Origin of the sequence: Methanobacterium congolense, from assembly GCF_900095295.1 — an archaeon.
Lineage (GTDB): Archaea > Methanobacteriota > Methanobacteria > Methanobacteriales > Methanobacteriaceae > Methanobacterium_C > Methanobacterium_C congolense.
Genome location: NZ_LT607756.1, coordinates 644,441 through 664,568, shown reverse-complemented (window position 1 = coordinate 664,568; position 20,128 = coordinate 644,441). Strand labels below are relative to the sequence as shown.

Below are 20,128 nucleotides of genomic sequence, written 5' to 3'. Positions count from 1 at the left end.
TTCTAAATTCTCTTCTAAAGATACATCTAACCTATTGAATATTTAAAAATTCAAACCAAACTGTATAAATTATTGATAGTCTTTTTTGTTAAATTTGCACTATTATAATTAAGTACTAATCTAAAATTCTACCCTAATTTTTCCATAATATTAAAAAAAAAAGTAATATTTATAATGAATTTTATACATCAAAATTAACCTTAAATAAGGGACATTTAATACAATTTACAATCAGATTATTTGATATTAAAATATTTTGGGTAAGTATATGGTTTCAGTTTCCAGTTTAATAACTCTACAAAATAATAAAAAAATTACAAAAAGATGCATATTTTTCATTATAGGAAGTTTCTCATATATGCTTCAATTATAATCTTTCTTTATAATCCAATTCTTTAAAAGTAATTTTAAATTTAGTTCCATTACTTCTATCCAGCTCAATATTCCCATCAATTTGGTCAGTTAAACTGTTTACAAGTTGTAGACCGAGTGTTTCTGTGTTTTTGGGATCAATGTCTTTTTGTAATCCAATTCCATCATCAGCAACAATAAGTTCTAATCCTTCCTCTGATGATTTAAATTCGATTTTTATTGTTCCGTTATATTTGGGGAATGCATATTTGATGCTGTTGGTCACCAATTCATTTATGATTAGTCCTACTGGTATGGCAGTTTCGATGCCAATTTTAATATCTTCAATATCCAATTCTGATTCAATGGAACCGGTTTTGATTCCATAAGAATAGAATATATCAAAGACAAGTCTCTCTATATACTCTTTGAAATTGATGTTAGTGAAGTTGGGTGATTGGTAGAGCTTTTCATGGAGCATGGCCATACTCTTCACCCTGCCCTGGCTCTCCTTCAAAACATTCTCTGCTTCCCTGTCTTCAACGTGTTGAATCTGTAGGTTAAGCAAACTAGAGATAATCTGCATGTTGTTCTTAACCCGGTGATGGATCTCCCGAAGAAGAACTTCCTTTTCCTCGAGAGATTTTTTAATCTCTTCCTCTTTTTCTTTAAGTTCAGTAATGTCTTGATTGGTACCGTGAGTTTTGATGGTACGTCCTTCAGAATCTTTCGTAATCGCAATTCTCACCACTAAGTGGCGAATATTACCATCCCTTCTGATAATTCTATGCTCCACCATGGATACATAATCCGGATCCGAAGTTTCTATTGCTTTCGCAGTTTCATCTGCTACCATATCATGATCATCAGGATGTACAAATTCACGAGCATAAACTTCCGAAGACATCAAATAGCTACCTTCCCTTTCAACAGTTGTACCATATAAATCATAGAACCGATGATCAAAAGTGAATGTATCACTGGCTACATCATATTCCCAATTAACCAAATTTGACATTTCCATTGCATTAACCAGCTGAATTTGGCTTGATCTCAACTTTTTTTCGGCTATTTTACGTTCTGTAATATCATTGAAAATCACCAGAATATAAGCTGGCCCATTTTCCCCCATTATCAAAGTTAATGAAGTTTCTCCCCATCGAATATCGCCATTTTTATCAATGATTCGGAACTCAAAAGGAGCTACTTCTCCATGCTTAACTAAAAGTGAAAACTTTTCTTCCAACAAGTCTAATTCATCTTTAGGTAAAATTCCCAGGTCCATTAAATGTTTTCCGATTAATTCATCTTTAAATATGCCAATAATTTGCTCTGCCGCCACATTAAAATCTAGAATTATACCATCCAAACCTACGATTATAGTGTAATCTGGATTAGATTCAAAGAGAGTCCTGTATTTTTCTTCATTATCCCTAAACTTTTTTTCTGCATTTATACGTTCTGAAACATCTTCACTAAAGATTATAATACCACCTATATCACCGGAGGATAAGTACCATGGATGAACTTCCCATCTAATATATTGAACTCGTCCGTCTGCACGAACAAACTTATCATCATCAGCACGCTCAATAGATCCTGTAAGAGCACGCTTATGCACTTCTTTCACTTCATCAGTAATCTCTGGAAAAATATCGTAATGTGATATGCCGTGAAGTTCCTGCCCCTCCAGATTGTAATCTTCAATCCAACGTAAACTAGCGGCAATGTACCTCATCCGCTTATCAAACATGGCAATAGCAACAGGGGCACTATCAATAAAATACTTGAATTCTTCATCACGTTTCTTCAAAGCTTTGTTGATATTTAGCAGTGATTCTTCTGATTCTTTCCTTTCAGTGATGTCTCGGAACATTCCCTGTATAATAGTTTTATCCCCATATTCTATTAAACTTCCAGTTATGGCCACAGGAACTTTCTTATTATCTTTGGTTAAAACTAATGTATCAACAGTGCCCATATCATCCATTATAATCTTTTTAAAGGATGTTTGAACTACTTCAAGTTCTTCCGACGGGTGTATATCCCTAAAATTTAGTTTAATAAGTTCTTCTTGCGAGTAACCAAATAATTCCTCTGCGTTTTTATTACATTCAACAAAGTTACCCTCAAAATCTGTTAAAACAATTGCATCACTGGAATAATTCATCATAGCCCGATATTTCTCTTCACTTTCCCTAAGAGCTTTCTCACCATTTTTTCTTCTTTCTTCACCTTTTTTTCTTTCAGTAATGTCATAAACTGAACCAATAAGGAACATGATGTCTCCGTCTTTCACAATAGACCCAAAATCGTTTACCCATTTATAGTGTCCGTTTTTTTGTTTGAAACGATACTCAATGTTGTATGTCTTTGTTTTTCCAGAAAAAGCATTAGCAAAAATATTACTTACATTTTCCCTGTCATGGGGATGGATCAGTTCCACAACCTCTGTTGAGGGCATGGAAATGAACTCTTCTGTAGAATAACCTAGGACCTGTTCAATCATTGGGCTTAAATAATCATACTCATCACTGTCTAAATTCCGTCTATAAACTACATCTAATGAATTTTCTAGGATGTGACGGAACCTTTTTTCATTCTGCTTTAATTCTTTTTTCGTTTGGTTTTTGTAAATGGCGAGTTCTATAGCGTATTTAAGTTCGGTGGGATCGTATGGTTTGATAATATAACCATAGGGTTCTGTGAGTTTAGCTCTTTCAATGGTAGATTCTTCAGAATGAGCAGTTAAATAAATAACGGGAATATTCAAGTCTTTAATCTTAGAAACAGCACCAATACCATTACTATCTCCTTTAAGAACTATATCCATCAAAATAAGATCCGGCATAATTTCTATGGTTTTCTCTACAGCTTCTTCACTACTTGAAGCAACGTAAGGTACTTGATAACCAAAGGATTCTAAGACGCGCTTAATATCCAGGGATTCTATGCTTTCATCCTCAACCAGGAGAATTTTTTTATTTACCATAGGAATAACCTGAAATAAGGTATGTTAATAATTACATTTGTATTTATGGAGATAAAAAAAAGAAAAAAACCTTGAAATATTGAATAAATAAGTAACAATTTTTCCATATTCCTTATGTCAAAAATAGCTCTAAAGGTGGCACATTTAATACAATTGATAATTACAAATAATCTATCATGGTTCTAAATATATAAATCTTTTCAAATAATCCTTGAGATGGGTTGTGTGAATCTGAAGGAAATTATAATTGAGTAAGAGGCTTGAAAGTTCATATTTTTAAGTATTAGACAATTCAAGGAGATAAAAATGAGTTTTTTAATGTGTGAATGTGAGGTCGTCGTTGGGTGAAAAGTAAAATTAGTTCTCCATCACATTCAAAACTTCATCTCTTGCTTTTTTTGCATATTCACAATTAGGATTTAATTCAAGGACTTTGTTGTAACATTTTAAAGCTTCTGTGTATTGTTGGAGTTTTTGATAAGCTTTCCCTTTATGATAATATCTTTCTTCATCAAGAGGAGCTATTTCTATTGCTTTTTGGTAGTATTGCAATGATTCTTCTGGTTTTCCAGATTCTGCAAGGATATAACCTTTACTATTTAATGCAAAATCATTCTCGGGATACAAGTCCAGAGATCTGTCAATACAGTTTAAGGCTTCATCATACTGCCCTAACTTTGCAAGGGTATAACCCTTATTATTCCACCCCATAGACTTATTTGGGTTTAATTTTAATGCTTCACTGAAAGAGTCTAATGCTTCAGGGTACTGGTGTAACTTAATTTGAATACATCCTTTCAAAGTCCAAAGTTCCAATAAAATTCTATTTCGATTATCATTAGAAACACTCATTTTCTTAATTAATGATTTGTGATGTTTTAATAGTTCATTATTGACTGATTCTAATGAATTCACATAATAATCCATTGCTTCCTGTTTATAGCCTATTTTTAAAAGTATTTCGGCTTCATAGTACATTGTAACTGAATTATCTGGATCTTCTTCAAGAATTTCATCAACAATATCTTCTGCATCATCATACCTTCCAAGATTTGAAAGAGCACAAACCTTTAAATTTAAAACAAACATTTTCTGTTTTTTATTCAACTTCATTTTCAAGAGCTCGTCCACTAATTCCAGTTGTTCCTGGTGCTTCCTTAAGATATTCAACGTACATGCTTTAAAATAAATAGTATTGAAATATTCTGGATAAGATTCCAGTATTTTATCTGAAATAGCAAGAGATTCTAGGAATTTATTCATTTCAACAAGTGAAACAGATTCCATGAAAAGTGCTTTCTTTTTGAAAATTGGGATATACTCTATAACACCTACTAAAGCACCTAATATCGGAATCAAAGTTCCAATATTAATCAAACCTTGACTTAGTATAGAAATTAGAACAGATAAAACCGTTAAAACTATAATTACAGTACTTAAATAAACCTTTAGACTGTAATTGAAAATTTGAAATAAAATTGATATGAATATTACTAAAATTATGAACAAAACTAACTCTAAAACTTTATTAACGGACACAGAAAGAATGAAGAATAAAATGACTGCCAAAAAGACTGAAAATTCAAAAAGATTATGTTTAAGGTTAGATCTCATTTAAAATACTCCAAAAAATTAATTCACAAATTTTTAATTAAAACTAGATTGATAAAAGATAATATAAAAAGTTAATCTTTTATTTCCATCTTCTTTTTCAACTCCATGATAACAGCTTCCATCTCATCAATTCTGGAATTGTAAATTGGATTAATTAGGATCAGAAATCTTAAATTGCATATCTTCCATAATCCCAAAAAACATATTATTTAATGGGAACTGAACTTGCTTCAATATAATTAAATGGAGTTTCTTGACATGATCAATTAGAACTGCCACATAGCAATAATTGCAAGTACTGTTAAAATTGTTGAAACCGAAAAAATGGTTATTAAAATTGCATCTGCCATGTTAACCCCCATAATGATGAATTAAATTCTATTTTTGTTTTAAAAATTATACTTTATTAACTTTTTGAAAGATTTTCAATAAAATTATCAAATTCACAACCTAGAAACAATATTTCTCAATTATCAACCAGAAAAACTCAAAAAAACAGCGCCTAAAGACATTATAATTACAAATTAAGGTTATTAACTGTTATCAGAAAGATCGATCTAACCATTCATTCATTTCGCATACATTAATTGATTAAAGTGATATCTAAAAGATCCTGAAAAAAAGAGTTAAGAGGGTTTATTAATTAAATTAAACCCATTAAATTGCTTCATTTAGTTTTAATCTTTTTAAATTTGAGCGATAAGTAAAATATTGCATAAAAATTGGTTTATACTTGAAAAACAAACTAATAACTTAATTAATTGAAATTGTGATGGAGGTTGTTTTATGAAGATAAGTGCAAGGAATGCTTTAGAAGGAACAGTTGAAAATGTGGAGATCGGGGCAGTTATGGCCAGTGTAAAAATTAACATAGAAAATCCTGGTGTTATAACAGCTGTAATAACCAAAGAATCTGTTGAAAAGCTTGGAATAAAAAAAGGAGATAATGTTTCCGCAATAATTAAATCAACAGAAGTCATGGTTGGAAAGGACTAACCACCTAAAAACCAATTTTCTATTTTATTTTAAAAAAACTTATTTTGAAGATTATTTTTAATTTAAAAAGTTGTATATTTCTTTTATTCATACTCAAACATTTAATAGCCAGCCAAAAGCATTTATTCTAACAAAAAATAAACCTTTCAAGAGTTTAGGAGCAAAATCTAAACCAAAACTCTTTTAATCCTTTTCCATACCACTGATTCTCAAAATCCATCTTCCATTCTTTTTCAATTACACAATAACAGTTTCCATATCCATTTTGGAATTATGATTTGAATTATTTTGAGAATTAATGATTGCACCCCCCCAGAATTAACTCTTCAAGTTCATCAGGGTCAAGGAGAAAGTATGCTTCACGAACCTTATCTTTTAAAGCATGGATCATCATGTGATTACATATTTACTCAGGCATTCCTGCGTTTATTGGTGAGGCTTGAAAAACTAAAAAAAGATAAAAAGTGGAATTTGGTTTATTTTCTTCTTGGCATCACAAAACCACTGATTACAGCTAAAATAGCCAGTACTAAATAGTTCAATGGTAAACCTGTGTCTTTCATGGCTACTGTTTTTGTTGTTGATGCAGCGTTCACTGTATTGCCATTACTATTGTTCTGTTCCTGTACATTGACTGTGAATGGTGTTAATGGGTCTGTGTTTCTGTTGTATGTGTCTGAGGTTATTGTTGGTATGATGGTGTAACTTCCACTTCCCAATGCCCGGACCGTGAGGTAAAGATAAGGGTCTCCCACAGCCACGTTCCTGAGTGTCCAAGTTACAGTCCTATTTGCTGGGTTGTAGGTCCATGTTCCATTATCAACAGTTGCATTTACAAATTCCAAACCAGCCGGTATCTGGAAAGACATTGTAACGTTTGTTGCATTATCTGGGCCACTGTTACTGAGCTTATAGGTTAAAACAAACGTTTCACCAACACTAGGATTATTCTTTGAACTTGTAACGTTCAGGTACAAGTAAGACACTGGATTCACTGTTAATTGTGTAACTTTCTGATTATCTGTTGTTGCTGTTAGGTTGCCGGTTCCTGTTTGGTTTGCTGTGAACAATGCTGTTGCAATACCATTAAACGTTGTGGGTGTTGCAGGATCGAAACTTCCCAATGCACTGCTAAAGGTTACAAGTGTTCCATCTGGGATGTGACCGTTTGCAGGGTTTATAGGAGTTACGGTAGTTCCATTGTATATATTGTTGAAGATAACTGTGACTAAACTGGTCTGAGTATTGTTGATAGTGGTTGGTGTGGCGTTTATTGTCATGTATAACCATTGTGCAGGATTTGACATTCTATATATGAGGTTTGTCCATACTGGATCATTAGAACCCCACCAGTTATTCTCAGCACTCACTAAACCACCCAAAAGATAAATATCGTTGCCTTTTGAAGCTATGTTTTTGTAGAATCTGTTGTAATTAGCTGTCAAGTTTTGTTGACTGTAAAGGGCACCTCCTCCATTAGAAGTCATTGCAGAGTTCCCAATGAATGTACTGCCTGTAACAATACCATTAGTTGAACCAAGAGCAATAGCTCCACCCCCACCATAATTATTTATAATGTTATCTATGAAGATACATTCATTCACAATACAAGTACCAAACTCAGCAGAAATTGCCCCACCATAAGCAGAGGCATTGTTACTAATGAAAGAACAATTCTCCACAGTTAAAATACCGGAACTATAAATAGCACCCCCATAATTAGTTGCGTTGTTGTTGGTGAATGTGCAATTAATCACGGTTAACGTACCATAATTACAGATAGCACCACTCCCACTTTTATATCCCTGAGTTAGTGTTAAGTTTGTAATTATTGCAGTAACCCCACTGTTAATGTTGAATATCCAGTTGGTGCCTGTTCCGTTGATTATGGTTCCTGCCTGGCTTTGTCCTGTGATGTTCATGTTTTTACTGATGGTTATATTTGTGTTACCTGTTCCATTGTATACTCCATTTGCTATGTACATAGTTCCATTTTCTGAAATGGAATCCACTCCTTTCTGTATTGTGAGGTATGGAGAATCTACAGTACCACTGTTAGCATCTGAACCATTAACACTCACATAAACCTGTGAAACAGTTGGTAAGGGAGCCGCACTAACACTAGATACTGAAACCATGATAGCAAAAATGGTGAGTAAAAGGAACATAACCTGTGCTTTAGGCTTTATTTGTTTTCGCATCTTTTCACCTCCTTCATGCTCGTTCTGGACATGATATCATCACATTTCCATATCCATAATTACGTAATACATTCACAATAATAAAATTTATGATTTTCTCCTCAAAATACGGATGTTCAAATCCAATAAAGACCATTTACAAAAAATATAAACTTCCTAAGAAGTAATACTCTAAGATTAAACAACACCACACATATCAACTGAGATATAAAAATAAAATTCCAGAATACCATGTAAAAACTGATTAACTAAATACAAAACACCTCAAAAACATTAAAACTGTTCAATCACAACAAAAAGGCCTATTCACAAAGATTCAAATAGAAAAAAAGAGATAATCCAATTTTTACTTTAGACCAGTAAAAAAACGAGTTATATCCTCAGAATAGAAGTATGACAATTTATGTCAATTGAGGACAACATAAAAAATGATTAAAAGTAGTATAAATCAATTTAATCAACGCATTCCTAGTTATATTTTATATGGCAAATTATACGAAGTAATTTTGTTAATACTACACATGAGATAAAGAAAAACCGGATAAAAACTTTAAAAAATTCAAACAACAAATATTGAAGATGTTTTAAGTTACAGGTGAATAGAAAAATGTTAGATATAGCTTTTAAAGATTTTAAGGCCAAAAAGGGCCGCACAGCCATGTGCATCATCGGTATCGTGGTGTGTGTTCTACTAATCGGTACCGTTAACCTGGTTTTATATGAAATGGAATCAGGCCTCAAGGGTGATCTGGGAACAGTCAACGGAAAACTGTACTTCGAAAAAAATGGGACAAGTTACCCACCATCTGGGAGCATAATCACAGAGAGTCTTGGAAATGAAGTGTTGAACCGTAGCGAAGTTGATCAGGCTAAGAGTACAAAGGCTCTATTTGTACCAGTTCAAGGAAATAACAACAGTCAGTACACCATGATCGTGGGCGTTACACCTGGTAAGGAGCAGGCTTTCATACAAAACGCCAAAGTAACTGGTAAAAGTTCACTGGTGGGTGAAAGTGACAATGCAGTTATCATTGGATCAGAGACTGCCAAAAACTACAATGCAACAGTGGGAAGCACAATAACTGTTCAGGGAAACAAATACAAAGTCGTTGGTATTATGAAAAAGGTAGGCACTGGATGGCCCCTTACCATTGACAACTCCATGATCATGTCCCTCTCACATGCACAGTCAGTCACGGACATGACTGGTCTCGTATCCACTGTTATCATATCACCCACAGGATCAATTGACAGTGCAGAGACCAGCCTACAGGATGCATATCCCAATTACACCATCTACTCACAGAAAGACACCAAAAAAACAATTGATGACAATTTAAGCCAGATCAAGATATTCATGAACATGATCAGTACATTCATATTCCTGGTTTCTGTGATAATCATCATGATCGTTATGATGATGTCAGTTAAGGAGAGAACCAAAGAAATAGGTACTATGAGGGCTATTGGAACCAGTAAAAGGAAGATTTTGGCACTGATAATTTATGAATCACTCATCTTGAGTTTGATTGGAGGTGTTATTGGAATCCTGCTCATGTCACCTACCTACAGCATGTTGGGTGTTTTGATGGGTGCAACAGGTGTGAACTTCCTGAGTTTCAACATACCCAGTGCAATAGTCACCCAGGTACTTGTTATAGTCTTTGTCATTGGAACGTTCAGTGGACTCATACCCGCTTACATTGCCACCCGTATCAGTCCCATAGACGCTTTGAGATATGAATAAAGGAGTGTTTAATATGAAAAGTTTAGTGAAGGGAGAAGGACTTTGGAAAACCTATAAATTAGACAGCACCGAGGTCCACGCCCTTAAGGGATTAAATATAACCGTTGATGAGGGAGAATTTGTGTCCATAATGGGACCATCAGGTTCAGGAAAATCAACCCTCCTCAACATGATCGGAGGTCTGGACACCCCTACCCAAGGAGATCTCTACATAGGGGATAGGAAAATATCCTCAATGAAAGATTCAGAGCTTACAAAGATGCGAGCAGAGAATATAGGATACATATTTCAGACTTTCAATCTTTTACCTGCCTTGACTGTCCGTGGTAATGTGGAATTTCCAATGAGGAACCTTTCAGGCGATAAAAAACTCGATAAAAAGTCCAGAATTAAAAGGGCTGAGGAATGTGTGGAAATGGTTGGCCTTGGTCACAGGATGAATCAACTGCCATCCAAACTCTCTGGAGGGGAAAGGCAGAGGGTAGCTATTGCCCGTTCACTTGTTAATCATCCAAAATTCATTTTAGCAGATGAACCAACAGGAAACCTGGACAGCGAAGCCACTAACAACATAATTGAACTTTTACATCAGGTTAATGATGAAGGAACAACCGTGATCATGGTTACCCACGACGTGGAAACCACCAAGGGTACAAGAGTGATGAGGATTAAGGATGGATTGATCGAAGTTTAAATCCATTTTTAACCTTATTTTTTAGTTATTACTACTAAATATCAGTTAAATAGTTTAAATCTATTTAATAATCTTTAAATTACTTTTTTTGTTGTGGAGCTCTTGAAACAATGAATTTTCAAATTCAAAATAATTTTATTTTTTAAAATAAGGCCTATTAACGAGGTCGGCAACTGAATTTTCCATGAACGCTTATCAAACAGCGTTAAGATTCAAATAAAGTTAAATAAAAAAAATGTAATAAGTTATTTAAAGATTAACATAATTTAAAGATCATTACCATTAATAAAGGAGAAAATATATGGCAGCAAAAGAAACACCAAGATCCCAAGTTGACGATGAGGTTACAGGTTCAAAAGAGAGTTCCAGATTAAATGAAAATGATGATCCTGTAGTAGATGACTCCATACCAATTGTGAAGGATGAGATTATCCCAGTGAAGAAAACTTACGATCATGAAACTCCAGATAATGAATTTGAAACTCCATATGAAAGATATGAACATTACAAGAATATTCAAACATGGAACAATGTTCAATGCCCCCACTGCTACACTCCAAATCCCAGAGATGCAGTTTACTGCCAGAGCTGTGGTAAACTCATTAGAGAATATGCATCAACCCTGAGCAGAGTGCTGGCCTTTATCATAGACTTCATCTGTATCTTCCTTCTCAGCATAGTGGTGGCTATCATCCTTGCCATCGTTGTTCCAAACTCAGATACAACCAACAGCGATTTATTCGCGATTCTATGGTTGACTGCATCATTTATCATCACATTGATTTATTTCATTGCATTTGAGTTAGAAGGACAGACCACTGGAAAGATGATACTGAAAATAAAGGTTGTTAATGAATCAGACTTGAAAACTATCCCAGTTTCTAAGAGTATTATCAGAAATCTGCTCTTCATAATAGATTTGATGCCTTATCTAGTACCTGGCATGATAGGTGTCATTGCAATGGTAGCATCTGAAAAAAACCAGAGAATAGGGGACATGGCATCAAAAACCATTGTTATTAAGGATTAAGTGTTTACAAAGACAAAAAAAAATAAACGACAATATATAATCTTAAAAAAAATAGGGGAAGTTATTCTCACAGATTAGGGGATTTATAAGCTTTTCTTAACTGATTCCCCATATCTTCCTGGAAAACAACCTTTTTGTGGTATGTCAAATGACCTCCACACTGACAGGTGTCAAAATCTTCAGGATGTTCCCCCTCCTGAAGTTTGTAAAAGCCTCCACACTTCTCACAGACCATGTAACCTCCATCCAGTTCCAAATCATAGCCTTCAGTTAAAGATTTGAATTTCTTCAGATCCCCTAAAATATGCTGGTCTATCCTGTCCAGAACCCATTTTCCATTGGGATCTCGAACAAATTTCCAGAGCTCCTGGAAGGACGTCTTTGATTTATCTCCAGATATAAATGCACCTGAACGATCATCAGCTATATAATCTATCATGGACCCATTTATATAGGCCCAGAAGAAATCTCTGCTGTCTTCCTTCAAATCTACTATCTCTACAATCTTTATATTATCTAATTTTATGTTTAAAAGGATGTTTTCCTTATGTTCCTTTAACATCATGTCAGTCTGAATTTTGTGCTGTTTATAAATTGAATCACTCATATAATCCCGTGCTAAATCCTGATTTCGCTGCATCCATGCATCTTGTACCCTGTAAAATGTATCTTCAACGATTTTATTTATTTTTTCCATATTCCATGATGGATCGTACTGTTCTATCTGGGCAGCGAGTTCTTTTGCTTCCTTATTTTTCCTACGGACAAGCCAGGATATGATTAAGCTGTAAATTATAAGGAAAGGAAGTAATATAATCGTGAGTAATCCTGCACCACCACCACTACCCCCACCGGCTCGTGCAAAGGCAGGATCAATGGTTAAAACAATTAAAACTGCTAAAAAACCGAATATATAAATAGATTTTGCCATATTTTTTGATTTAAAAGTTTTCATTAATACAATCCTCCAAATGATAGAGTCCCATTGCCCAATGATACATCACAGTAATTTATCGGTTCAGAGACCAGAAGATATTATTTATTTAAAAATTGTTGTTATATATAAAAGTTTGTATATCCTCCTGTTTTTTTAGTTAATGCAATTTTTAATTTCAATTTCTTGAAGGATATCCAAATTTGGATTAAATCTCTGCCCCATATTTTTAACAAGATTTAAAAGTTTTATAAGGAATTATTTTCGTTTAAATTTGATAAACATTCTATAAAAACAAAACAAATAATGGATAAACTCATTAAAATGTATTTTAAAATTAAAAAACTGTACATGACTGAGAAAATATCATTTAAACACCTAAAATTTTTTAAAATGGAAAAAAAGATTTTCAATTCACCCCTATTTTCTACTGTAGAAAATATTTCAGGACATGGAACCTTTTTAGGTTCATGTCCTATTAAAAATCCAAAAAAAATCAGACCACGTTAACAAGAATAAATATGAAATCAATTAAAGTACAAACTAAGAAATAGAATTTAAAAAAAATAGGGAGTGATATCATGGATTTTGAAGACTGTATAAAATTTGCAAATGAAACACCAGTTTGCTACCTTGCAACTGCAGACGGAGACCAGCCACGTGTTAGAGCCCTTGGGTTCTGGTTTGCAGATGAAACTGGATTCTATTTCCAGATAGGATCCGTGAAGGACATGTACGGACAGATGCAGACCAATCCAAAGGTTGAAGCATGTTTCTGGCAGCCAGATGAACAGACAGGGACCATGATGAGGGTTGCAGGCGAAGTGGAGTTCTTGGATGATCCAGAACTTAAAAAGAAGGTTTTAGAGGACAGACCATTTTTAAAGGAATTTGGAATGACATTCGACCACCCAGGACTCATAATCTTCAGAATAACTCATGGTGAAGCATACTTCTGGACCATGCAGACCAACTTCGAACCTAAGAAGATGATCAAGTTCTAAGATCTGTGCGGAAATTAGTTTTGAGTTAAAATAAAAGTTAGTTTATTATTTATTTTAGAATTTATTCTTTTTTAGGGTGTTAATAAAAACACAACCATTAAATAAAAAAAATAGAAAAATGGAAAAGATTTTATTTCCTTCTTGGTGCCAGTGCTCCTCCAAGTACAGCGAGGATTGCCAGTACTAACCCTACTATTGGCATACCTGTTTTCTGCATTCCAATTGTTCCTTCTGCAGTTGTTGTTGATGCTGCTGCTTCTACAGTTGGAGCTTGGAGTATAGTTACTCCTGCAGATAATGTTTGATTTCCATCTGTTCCTGTTACTGTTGCCATTCCAGGACCTTCATCCCCTCTTAAAATGGCAAATGCCAACCCAAGACTCCAAGGTACTGTAACAGATTTACTGCCAACGTTACCAAGGTCTGTTTTGAAGGTCACCTCTGGACCGCTGAAGAATTGTGCGGCATCAGCACTGTGATCAACACCATTCGAGTCTGTGTAAACATTTACAGTGATCTTAGAGGTTTGACCTGTGTAGATTGTGGACGGATCTGCTGGATTGATGTTCATGACAAGCCATGGGTTGTACATGGTGCTTTGCATAGTAGTACCTTCGATGTAGATCCTATCAGATGCTGGTCCCGAGTTGGAACCCCACCAGTTGAGTGTAGCATTCTGTAAACCACCGTAATGGGAATAGATATCTTTACCTAAACTTGTTGCATTGTTTCCAACAAAGCGGCTGTACTTAACAGTCAAAATATCATAAGCACTGCAAAGTGCTCCACCGTTGTTGCCTGCAGTGTTTTTGTTGAAGTTACAGCCAGTAATAGCAATACTCCAGTAACTGCATATAGCTCCACCATCATTTGTTGCATTGTTTTGGTCGAAGATACTGTTGTTGATTACTGTGGTTGCAAGTAATCCTGAATCAGTCCAAACAGCACCCCCCTCTTGTGCACTGTTACCTGTGAAAGTACAGTCTGTGATTGTCATTCTTCCATCACAATGATAAACTGCACCACCATACTCGGCAGTGTTATTTGTGAAAGTACAGTGATTTATGGCCATATCTCCATCGTTACCAATAGCTCCTCCGTAATCCCCGCTATTATTTTTGAAAGTACAAGAGTTTATCGTTATATTGGCATTATAATTGTTGTAGATTGCACCACCAAACCAGTTTGTCGCATCAAAAAATGTTATATTCTGGATTGTGACTCCATTAGCATTGTTATAGAATATCTGGTTCCCTTCTCCATTTATTATGGTTCCGGTCTGGCTTTGACCCTGTATTGTAATGGCTTGGTTAATTGTAATTTGATTGTTTCCTGTTCCACTGTATGTTCCGTTTGCAATGTTTACAGTGTCCCCTGCTACCGCGGTGTTTACTCCTTTTCCTATTGTGAGGAATGGATTTTCTGATGTACCGTTTCCAGTAGTATCATTTCCAGTAGTATTCACATAAATATCAGCAGCACTAACTGCAGAAACAGAAAACAAAACAGCAATTAAAGCAAGTGTAATCAGTGTTATTTGTTTTTGCATCTTTTCACCTCCTTTATGCTCGATCCGTGCAGCACTCCTTTTAAAGAACCTTGCTTTTTAATGTTACACTTCAAACAAAGGCTGTTTAAGTGAAAATCTCCACTAAAAATTATGAGATACTTTATTAGTATGTGATACACAATAATATGTAAAGTTATAAGTTCTATTAATATTTAACTAAAAAAATCCCAACAAAAGACTTTAAATACTGCAACAATCGTCAAAAATTCATTAAAAAAGTGAACATTCATAGAGCATAAGATCATGTAAGTTATCATAACATAATTTCAATTTTTAGGAATATTACATAAAGAAACCATCTTAAGTCTTAAAATAAAAAGCTCTCAGCTATTCATATTCTTAAATTTAATAAATAACAATGTAATCTCTTGAAATAAGAGTTTAAAAAAGAAGAAGCCAATATTAAGCGTAATTTACTTAAAAAAGTTACGATACATATTAAAAACTCATTTTTAAGTCTCCTCTTGAACTGAACCGTAAGAAAAAAGTTCAAATCCCCTTAACGAACCTAACGATGTAATCAACTGTAAGATTCTGCTGTTTCTCCCGCGTTATGGTGCTGTTGTTGTCTCCGGCCTGCACACCGTAGTCACCGAAGTTGTAATGGTTACCTCCATGTAAGGTTATGAAAGTGGTGTTTGCAGGGAACTTATCCAGATTTTTAGAGATGTCTTCCACTGTTGTGAGTCCATCGAGGGAACCTCTGATTGAAAGTGCTTTGAAAGTAGCATTGGATGCATTGGTTGATGGATATGCTGCCAGGTATATGACTCCACTGATTTTATCCTGATTCTTCAGTGCGTATTCAGATGCGAAAACTCCTCCAAGTGAATGGCCTCCAATCACCCACTTATTGATTTCAGTGTGTTGTGCTATAACCTCATCTGCTTTATCTGTACCAAAAAATGCCAGATTGAAGGGCATCTTTACGATGATCGTTGTGTAACCATTTTGAGCGAGTTTGGAAGCTAGGACTGAGTAAGCTTCGGCTTGAACCTTTGCCCCAGGATAAATTATGATTCCAGTTGTGCTCTTGTTTGTTGTGGGAGTGAAGGTAATGAAATCAGCAGTATCCGATACAATGTAAGTGTCTGTTGATTTAAGAGCTGCTAAAGCTCTGTTATCTGCATGGTAATAATCGGAAACGTAGTAAGTGAAGGCAGCAGCTACTATAAAGATTAGTGCTAGAATTGCAACTAAAATCAGTTTCTTCTTGGAATTCACATATCTCATGATGAAATCTCCCATTTAGAATGTACCCAAGTTATGTTGTTTAATATTAATTTGAGATTTCAAACATAAAAAAACATGGATTTTCATCAGGTTGAATTCCTGATTGAAAGGGGATACTGTAAATTAAAAAAGAGCACCATGACTGGAAAAAGGCATTTGATAATTGAGATTATTTAATTTATTTAAAAATTGATTTACACGACGAATTTTAATGTACAGGTATCTCTAAAATTCCCTGCTCGTACTTATCATGTATTTCCTTTTTATGAACTTTAAAACCGCATTTGCTGCATTTGATTGATTCTTTGGTCTTTGAGGGTATCATAACACCTCTGTCTTTCTTGTGTATTAGTTCACTCATTGTTAATCACCTGCAAACTTAATAATATCCTAAATTTAATGATTAATAAATATTCCTATTTTAATCGCTCAAAATGGAGTAAAATAACTAGAATGTTGAGGGTATACTTAAATCAATAATAATATCATAAACCTTATGTTCTTTTTACAAATTTCAGTAGATCAAAAGAGATATGAAACTCAGGGAAAGTTCGAGGAAAAATGTATGTAATAACTATGATTAAATCCTTTTTTTGTTAATAAAAACATTCAGCTTAACTTGAAAAAATGTATTGAATTTGTTGCAACTATCTAGTACCTTAATCAATATGTTTTCAGTAGGTTTAAATGTTCAGTTTTTTAGTAGTTTTTCTAATTTTAATGGAACTTTTAAAGGAAATACTCCCTATTCCCATAACAATTTATTGGTTCGTTTAAATAATATAAAAAACAGTAATTATGAACTCATTGAATTGGATGAAGAATGAGATTTTGAAGGGAGGAATATTATGGCAGAACACAGACAGGTTGAAGTTGAGGTAGGTGAGGATTTTCAGATCCTCGTGGATGAAGGACTGGAGGATGTGATTAAGGACTTCTTTCACTGGGAGATTGAAACTTGCAACTCATGTATAGACTATAAAGGTTCAGTATGGATAGAATTTTGTGACTTTCATGATTGGGAGCAGTTTTTAGAATTGGCATTGAGAAACAACATTACAGTAAATGGAACCGGTTACAATCGTGAAACCCTCTGGACTTTTCTTCAGGAAAAATCCAAGGCAAAGGTTGTCTTCGATGAGGAAGTCATAGACGATCCAAATAAGGAAGATGCATTTTTAGGAACCGGCGTTCTTGTGATCTGTGTCGGCCTGAACTTCCCCAGGGAACTGCTGAATGAATTTAAAGAACTGTTATTTGAAGTCTTACCTCCAGAATGATCATTGGATGGTTTCATTTTAAAGTTTTTTTTTCTTTTTCTAATTGTTTAAATCAATTTATTTTTAGATATAAACTATTTTCAAATATAAACTGAAAAATTTGGTAATCCTTGGATAATTTCATTAAACTCTTAAACTTAAAGAGGTAAGGTTAAAATTATCAGGATAATCTGTAAACCCTGATGTTACCCTGGCTGAATATCAGGGTTCCCTGATTTATCCAAGAACTGCCCATACTGAAGGATCCTCCATCTCTACCTGCTTCTGCAAGGTTTCCTGAAGCTCCCTGCATTGGTGCGTTGTTAGATGTTCCATTTGGAATGGAAGGTGGACCGTTAGAGGAATTTCCAGGGATTGAATTTCCGGAGATATTTTTATTTTCCATGTTCTTAGGATCGTTGGAACTGTTTTTAGGTGCTGTTAAATTGTTGTCTTTGAACTGGGATTGTCTGGAATTTGTGTTCCATGACATGTTAAATCCTCCAAAGGGGAATGAGTATGGGAAGAAGGGGTTCCAGAGGTACTGGTAATTGGTGCTGGACATGGAACCATTCCGTGTCATACTTATTCCGTATATGGTTTGGTTTGGATATTTCTGCTGGACATCCGTGAGGTTTCCTGTTTCTGCCTGTATTCCCAGTACGTACTGAACCCAGTACCCTGTGTGGTAATCATCAACCAGTATTATGCTGCTTGAATTAATTTCAGAGGGTATGTAATTGGCCTTAATCTGAAGGAGCTCGTTGTACTGATCAGAGCTTATACTTGGACCCATATCAGAAAAAATGCCTGCAGCAGTGTAAAAACTTGAAAAAGCAAATAGAACTGCAATCACAGTTACAACACCCACTTTGAATCTTTTTTTAGATGGTAATTGGTTTGAGATCCATTTTTCAATGAGTTTCAGTCCAATGGGTACCATAAGGGCAACTGGAACAAATGCCATTGCTATGAATCTTTCCTGGTAATCAGACGGTAGAACTGCCAGCACCACCAAAACCAGAGTCATTACAATGTAAGCTAAGGATAAAAGTGTGCTCTTACTTACTCTTGGATTTTCAGGTTCTAATTTTTCCTTCAATCCCTCATAAAAGATTTTTATTGCTGCAAAAACCCCCAGTAGGAAGGGTATGGTTAAGAATATGGTGAAGTTGATGGATCCCATCATCGTACCAGACGTAGCTGAAGAGCCGTTCAGGAAGGACAGTACAGTGGTGAATTTGTTGAACATCAATGGATACGCAGTGAAGAGTAAAGCCAAACCACCTAAAATTAAAACCAACATTAACCCGAATATCTTAAGGTCGAATAAAGGTAAGCTGTGGGTTTTGTAGGTCCTGAATAGGAGGTTGAAAACCATCAGGGACATGAATATCACAACTGCCAGCATGCCTGTGTAGATGTGGGTTAATATGCTGCATAGGAGCAGTGCAACGCTTAGAACACCATATTTTTTCCACTCAGATATGTTTTCAAGCCATTTAACTGTGAAGTAGATGAGAAGAAGTAGGAAGAAAACTCCCACAAGGTTCTGCATGAAATCTCCGATCATGGAAAAGTATGAAACATTCACGGTTACCAGGAATGCACTTAAAAGTGCAGGAACCTTGGATTTAACTTCCAGCTTGTTGCTGAAGGTTTCCGTGAGCAAAAAGGCAGGAAATGCCATGAGGGACCCTATCAACGCCATTCCAATTTTTATACCAAGGAAAGAATTTCCAGTCAACAGAACGAATGGCGTTAATATATAATAGACCAGTGGAGGGTCGTTACTGGCTGGAAAACCTGTCTGAATAATACTCTGAACCTTGAGATCATAGAAAGGACCGTCCATACCATAGGATAAATTGTAACGGGTCAAGAGATAGATATCCAGTATGAATGAGAACAGAAATATTGAGAAAAGGATGATTAGATGCGGTTTTTCTTTTAGAAAGCTTTTGATTGACATGAAGCTTCACCTCCATTAATATTCAAGATATTAATTGTTTAAATTCATTATAAAACTGAGTTCTGTATTAAAATTGAATTAGAAATAGATATAATGCTTTTCCCAAATTACACCAGAATTGTACCTAAAGAAAGTTTTAAGGACCAAAATCTGTAAATACTTTTAATAAGTCATTCATATATTAAAAATAGAAAAAATAAACTGATTTAATTATTAAAACCAATTATTAAATCTGCAATCTTAAAATAAATCAGAAGTTGAGGATGGGATCCTTATTATCAATAAGCTCCCTTCGAACAATTAGACGTTCACTTCAAGTGTAAAAAATAACACAGAATATGAATATAGTCTACAGTAGAACCAATTTTTACCTTAAAATTCAGTACCAGCTGTGAAATAGGAAGTATAAATTTATTTCTTGAGATTTTATCGCGAATATCGTTCCTTAAATCGTTTTCCAATCAAAATCACTGGGATAAACCAATATATATAATAATTCTAATCCAATTACAGATCTTTACCCAATAATTT

Annotated in this window: 15 protein-coding genes; 7 read left to right on the top strand and 8 right to left on the bottom strand. The window is 34.6% G+C overall.

What is annotated here, in order from left to right; all coding sequences use genetic code 11:
- Positions 1-367 precede the first annotated feature (367 nt).
- On the bottom strand, positions 368-3,343 hold the full coding sequence (locus MCBB_RS03190; protein WP_071906413.1) for a PAS domain S-box protein: 2,976 nt from the start codon (positions 3,341-3,343) through the stop codon (positions 368-370).
- 357 nt (positions 3,344-3,700) lie between these two features.
- Positions 3,701-4,957, bottom strand: coding sequence for a tetratricopeptide repeat protein (locus MCBB_RS03185; RefSeq protein WP_071906412.1), 1,257 nt, complete (start codon positions 4,955-4,957; stop codon positions 3,701-3,703).
- A gap of 786 nt (positions 4,958-5,743) precedes the next feature.
- Between MCBB_RS03185 and MCBB_RS03180 the strand changes: the two genes are divergently transcribed.
- The gene (locus tag MCBB_RS03180; protein ID WP_071906411.1) at positions 5,744-5,953 is read left to right on the top strand and encodes a TOBE domain-containing protein; all 210 of its coding nucleotides are present in this window, start codon (positions 5,744-5,746) and stop codon (positions 5,951-5,953) included.
- 476 nt (positions 5,954-6,429) lie between these two features.
- Here MCBB_RS03180 and MCBB_RS03175 read toward each other — a convergent pair whose 3' ends face one another.
- Positions 6,430-8,154 carry a DUF11 domain-containing protein gene (locus MCBB_RS03175; protein WP_071906410.1) on the bottom strand — a complete coding sequence of 575 codons (1,725 nt, stop codon included), beginning with the start codon at positions 8,152-8,154 and terminating at the stop codon, positions 6,430-6,432.
- A 607-nt stretch (positions 8,155-8,761) separates the two neighbouring features.
- Here MCBB_RS03175 and MCBB_RS03170 point away from each other — a divergent pair.
- The 3 genes from MCBB_RS03170 (at position 8,762) to MCBB_RS03160 (ending at position 11,625) form a co-directional block, all read left to right on the top strand.
- On the top strand, positions 8,762-9,901 hold the full coding sequence (locus tag MCBB_RS03170) for an ABC transporter permease (RefSeq protein WP_071906409.1): 1,140 nt from the start codon (positions 8,762-8,764) through the stop codon (positions 9,899-9,901).
- A 13-nt stretch (positions 9,902-9,914) separates the two neighbouring features.
- Positions 9,915-10,595, top strand: a complete 681-nt coding sequence (locus tag MCBB_RS03165; RefSeq protein ID WP_071906408.1) for an ABC transporter ATP-binding protein — start codon at positions 9,915-9,917, stop codon at positions 10,593-10,595.
- 301 nt (positions 10,596-10,896) lie between these two features.
- Positions 10,897-11,625: an RDD family protein gene (locus MCBB_RS03160; protein ID WP_071906407.1), complete on the top strand. Its 729-nt coding sequence runs from the start codon at positions 10,897-10,899 to the stop codon at positions 11,623-11,625.
- 67 nt (positions 11,626-11,692) lie between these two features.
- Here the strand turns inward: MCBB_RS03160 and MCBB_RS03155 are convergent, their stop codons facing one another.
- Positions 11,693-12,580, bottom strand: coding sequence for a Tim44 domain-containing protein (locus MCBB_RS03155; RefSeq protein ID WP_071906406.1), 888 nt, complete (start codon positions 12,578-12,580; stop codon positions 11,693-11,695).
- Between the two features lie 285 nt (positions 12,581-12,865).
- On the opposite strand from MCBB_RS03155, the gene MCBB_RS12055 reads away from it, so the two are divergent.
- A complete protein-coding gene (locus MCBB_RS12055; protein WP_171899075.1) occupies positions 12,866-13,069 on the top strand; it encodes a hypothetical protein in 204 nt (67 codons plus the stop codon).
- Between the two features lie 71 nt (positions 13,070-13,140).
- Entirely contained in the window at positions 13,141-13,563 is a 423-nt protein-coding gene (locus MCBB_RS03150; RefSeq protein ID WP_071906405.1) for a pyridoxamine 5'-phosphate oxidase family protein, read from the top strand.
- 130 nt (positions 13,564-13,693) lie between these two features.
- Here the strand turns inward: MCBB_RS03150 and MCBB_RS03145 are convergent, their stop codons facing one another.
- The 3 genes from MCBB_RS03145 to MCBB_RS12050 form a co-directional block, all read right to left on the bottom strand.
- Positions 13,694-15,112: a right-handed parallel beta-helix repeat-containing protein gene (locus MCBB_RS03145; RefSeq protein ID WP_071906404.1), complete on the bottom strand. Its 1,419-nt coding sequence runs from the start codon at positions 15,110-15,112 to the stop codon at positions 13,694-13,696.
- A 510-nt stretch (positions 15,113-15,622) separates the two neighbouring features.
- Complete coding sequence (locus MCBB_RS03140) at positions 15,623-16,366, bottom strand: alpha/beta fold hydrolase (RefSeq protein WP_071906403.1); 744 nt, start codon at positions 16,364-16,366, stop codon at positions 15,623-15,625.
- Positions 16,367-16,574: 208 nt separating this feature from the next.
- Positions 16,575-16,727: a hypothetical protein gene (locus tag MCBB_RS12050; RefSeq protein ID WP_171899074.1), complete on the bottom strand. Its 153-nt coding sequence runs from the start codon at positions 16,725-16,727 to the stop codon at positions 16,575-16,577.
- A gap of 487 nt (positions 16,728-17,214) precedes the next feature.
- Between MCBB_RS12050 and MCBB_RS03135 the strand changes: the two genes are divergently transcribed.
- Positions 17,215-17,646, top strand: coding sequence for a hypothetical protein (locus tag MCBB_RS03135; protein WP_071906402.1), 432 nt, complete (start codon positions 17,215-17,217; stop codon positions 17,644-17,646).
- A gap of 160 nt (positions 17,647-17,806) precedes the next feature.
- Here the strand turns inward: MCBB_RS03135 and MCBB_RS03130 are convergent, their stop codons facing one another.
- Positions 17,807-19,597 carry a glycosyltransferase family 39 protein gene (locus tag MCBB_RS03130; protein ID WP_071906401.1) on the bottom strand — a complete coding sequence of 597 codons (1,791 nt, stop codon included), beginning with the start codon at positions 19,595-19,597 and terminating at the stop codon, positions 17,807-17,809.
- Between the last annotated feature and the right edge of the window lie 531 nt (positions 19,598-20,128).

What these genes read in the sequence shown, in the direction of transcription:
- MCBB_RS03130 (WP_071906401.1), bottom strand. Translation starts at nt 19,597, where the DNA reads ATGTCAATCAAAAGCTTTCTAAAAGAAAAACCGCATCTAATCATCCTT.
- MCBB_RS03145 (WP_071906404.1), bottom strand. Translation starts at nt 15,112, where the DNA reads ATGCAAAAACAAATAACACTGATTACACTTGCTTTAATTGCTGTTTTG.
- MCBB_RS03140 (WP_071906403.1), bottom strand. Translation starts at nt 16,366, where the DNA reads ATGAGATATGTGAATTCCAAGAAGAAACTGATTTTAGTTGCAATTCTA.
- MCBB_RS03190 (WP_071906413.1), bottom strand. Translation starts at nt 3,343, where the DNA reads ATGGTAAATAAAAAAATTCTCCTGGTTGAGGATGAAAGCATAGAATCC.
- MCBB_RS03175 (WP_071906410.1), bottom strand. Translation starts at nt 8,154, where the DNA reads ATGCGAAAACAAATAAAGCCTAAAGCACAGGTTATGTTCCTTTTACTC.
- MCBB_RS12050 (WP_171899074.1), bottom strand. Translation starts at nt 16,727, where the DNA reads ATGAGTGAACTAATACACAAGAAAGACAGAGGTGTTATGATACCCTCA.
- MCBB_RS03150 (WP_071906405.1), top strand. Translation starts at nt 13,141, where the DNA reads ATGGATTTTGAAGACTGTATAAAATTTGCAAATGAAACACCAGTTTGC.
- MCBB_RS03135 (WP_071906402.1), top strand. Translation starts at nt 17,215, where the DNA reads ATGGCAGAACACAGACAGGTTGAAGTTGAGGTAGGTGAGGATTTTCAG.
- MCBB_RS03165 (WP_071906408.1), top strand. Translation starts at nt 9,915, where the DNA reads ATGAAAAGTTTAGTGAAGGGAGAAGGACTTTGGAAAACCTATAAATTA.
- MCBB_RS03180 (WP_071906411.1), top strand. Translation starts at nt 5,744, where the DNA reads ATGAAGATAAGTGCAAGGAATGCTTTAGAAGGAACAGTTGAAAATGTG.
- MCBB_RS12055 (WP_171899075.1), top strand. Translation starts at nt 12,866, where the DNA reads ATGGATAAACTCATTAAAATGTATTTTAAAATTAAAAAACTGTACATG.
- MCBB_RS03170 (WP_071906409.1), top strand. Translation starts at nt 8,762, where the DNA reads ATGTTAGATATAGCTTTTAAAGATTTTAAGGCCAAAAAGGGCCGCACA.
- MCBB_RS03160 (WP_071906407.1), top strand. Translation starts at nt 10,897, where the DNA reads ATGGCAGCAAAAGAAACACCAAGATCCCAAGTTGACGATGAGGTTACA.
- MCBB_RS03185 (WP_071906412.1), bottom strand. Translation starts at nt 4,957, where the DNA reads ATGAGATCTAACCTTAAACATAATCTTTTTGAATTTTCAGTCTTTTTG.
- MCBB_RS03155 (WP_071906406.1), bottom strand. Translation starts at nt 12,580, where the DNA reads ATGAAAACTTTTAAATCAAAAAATATGGCAAAATCTATTTATATATTC.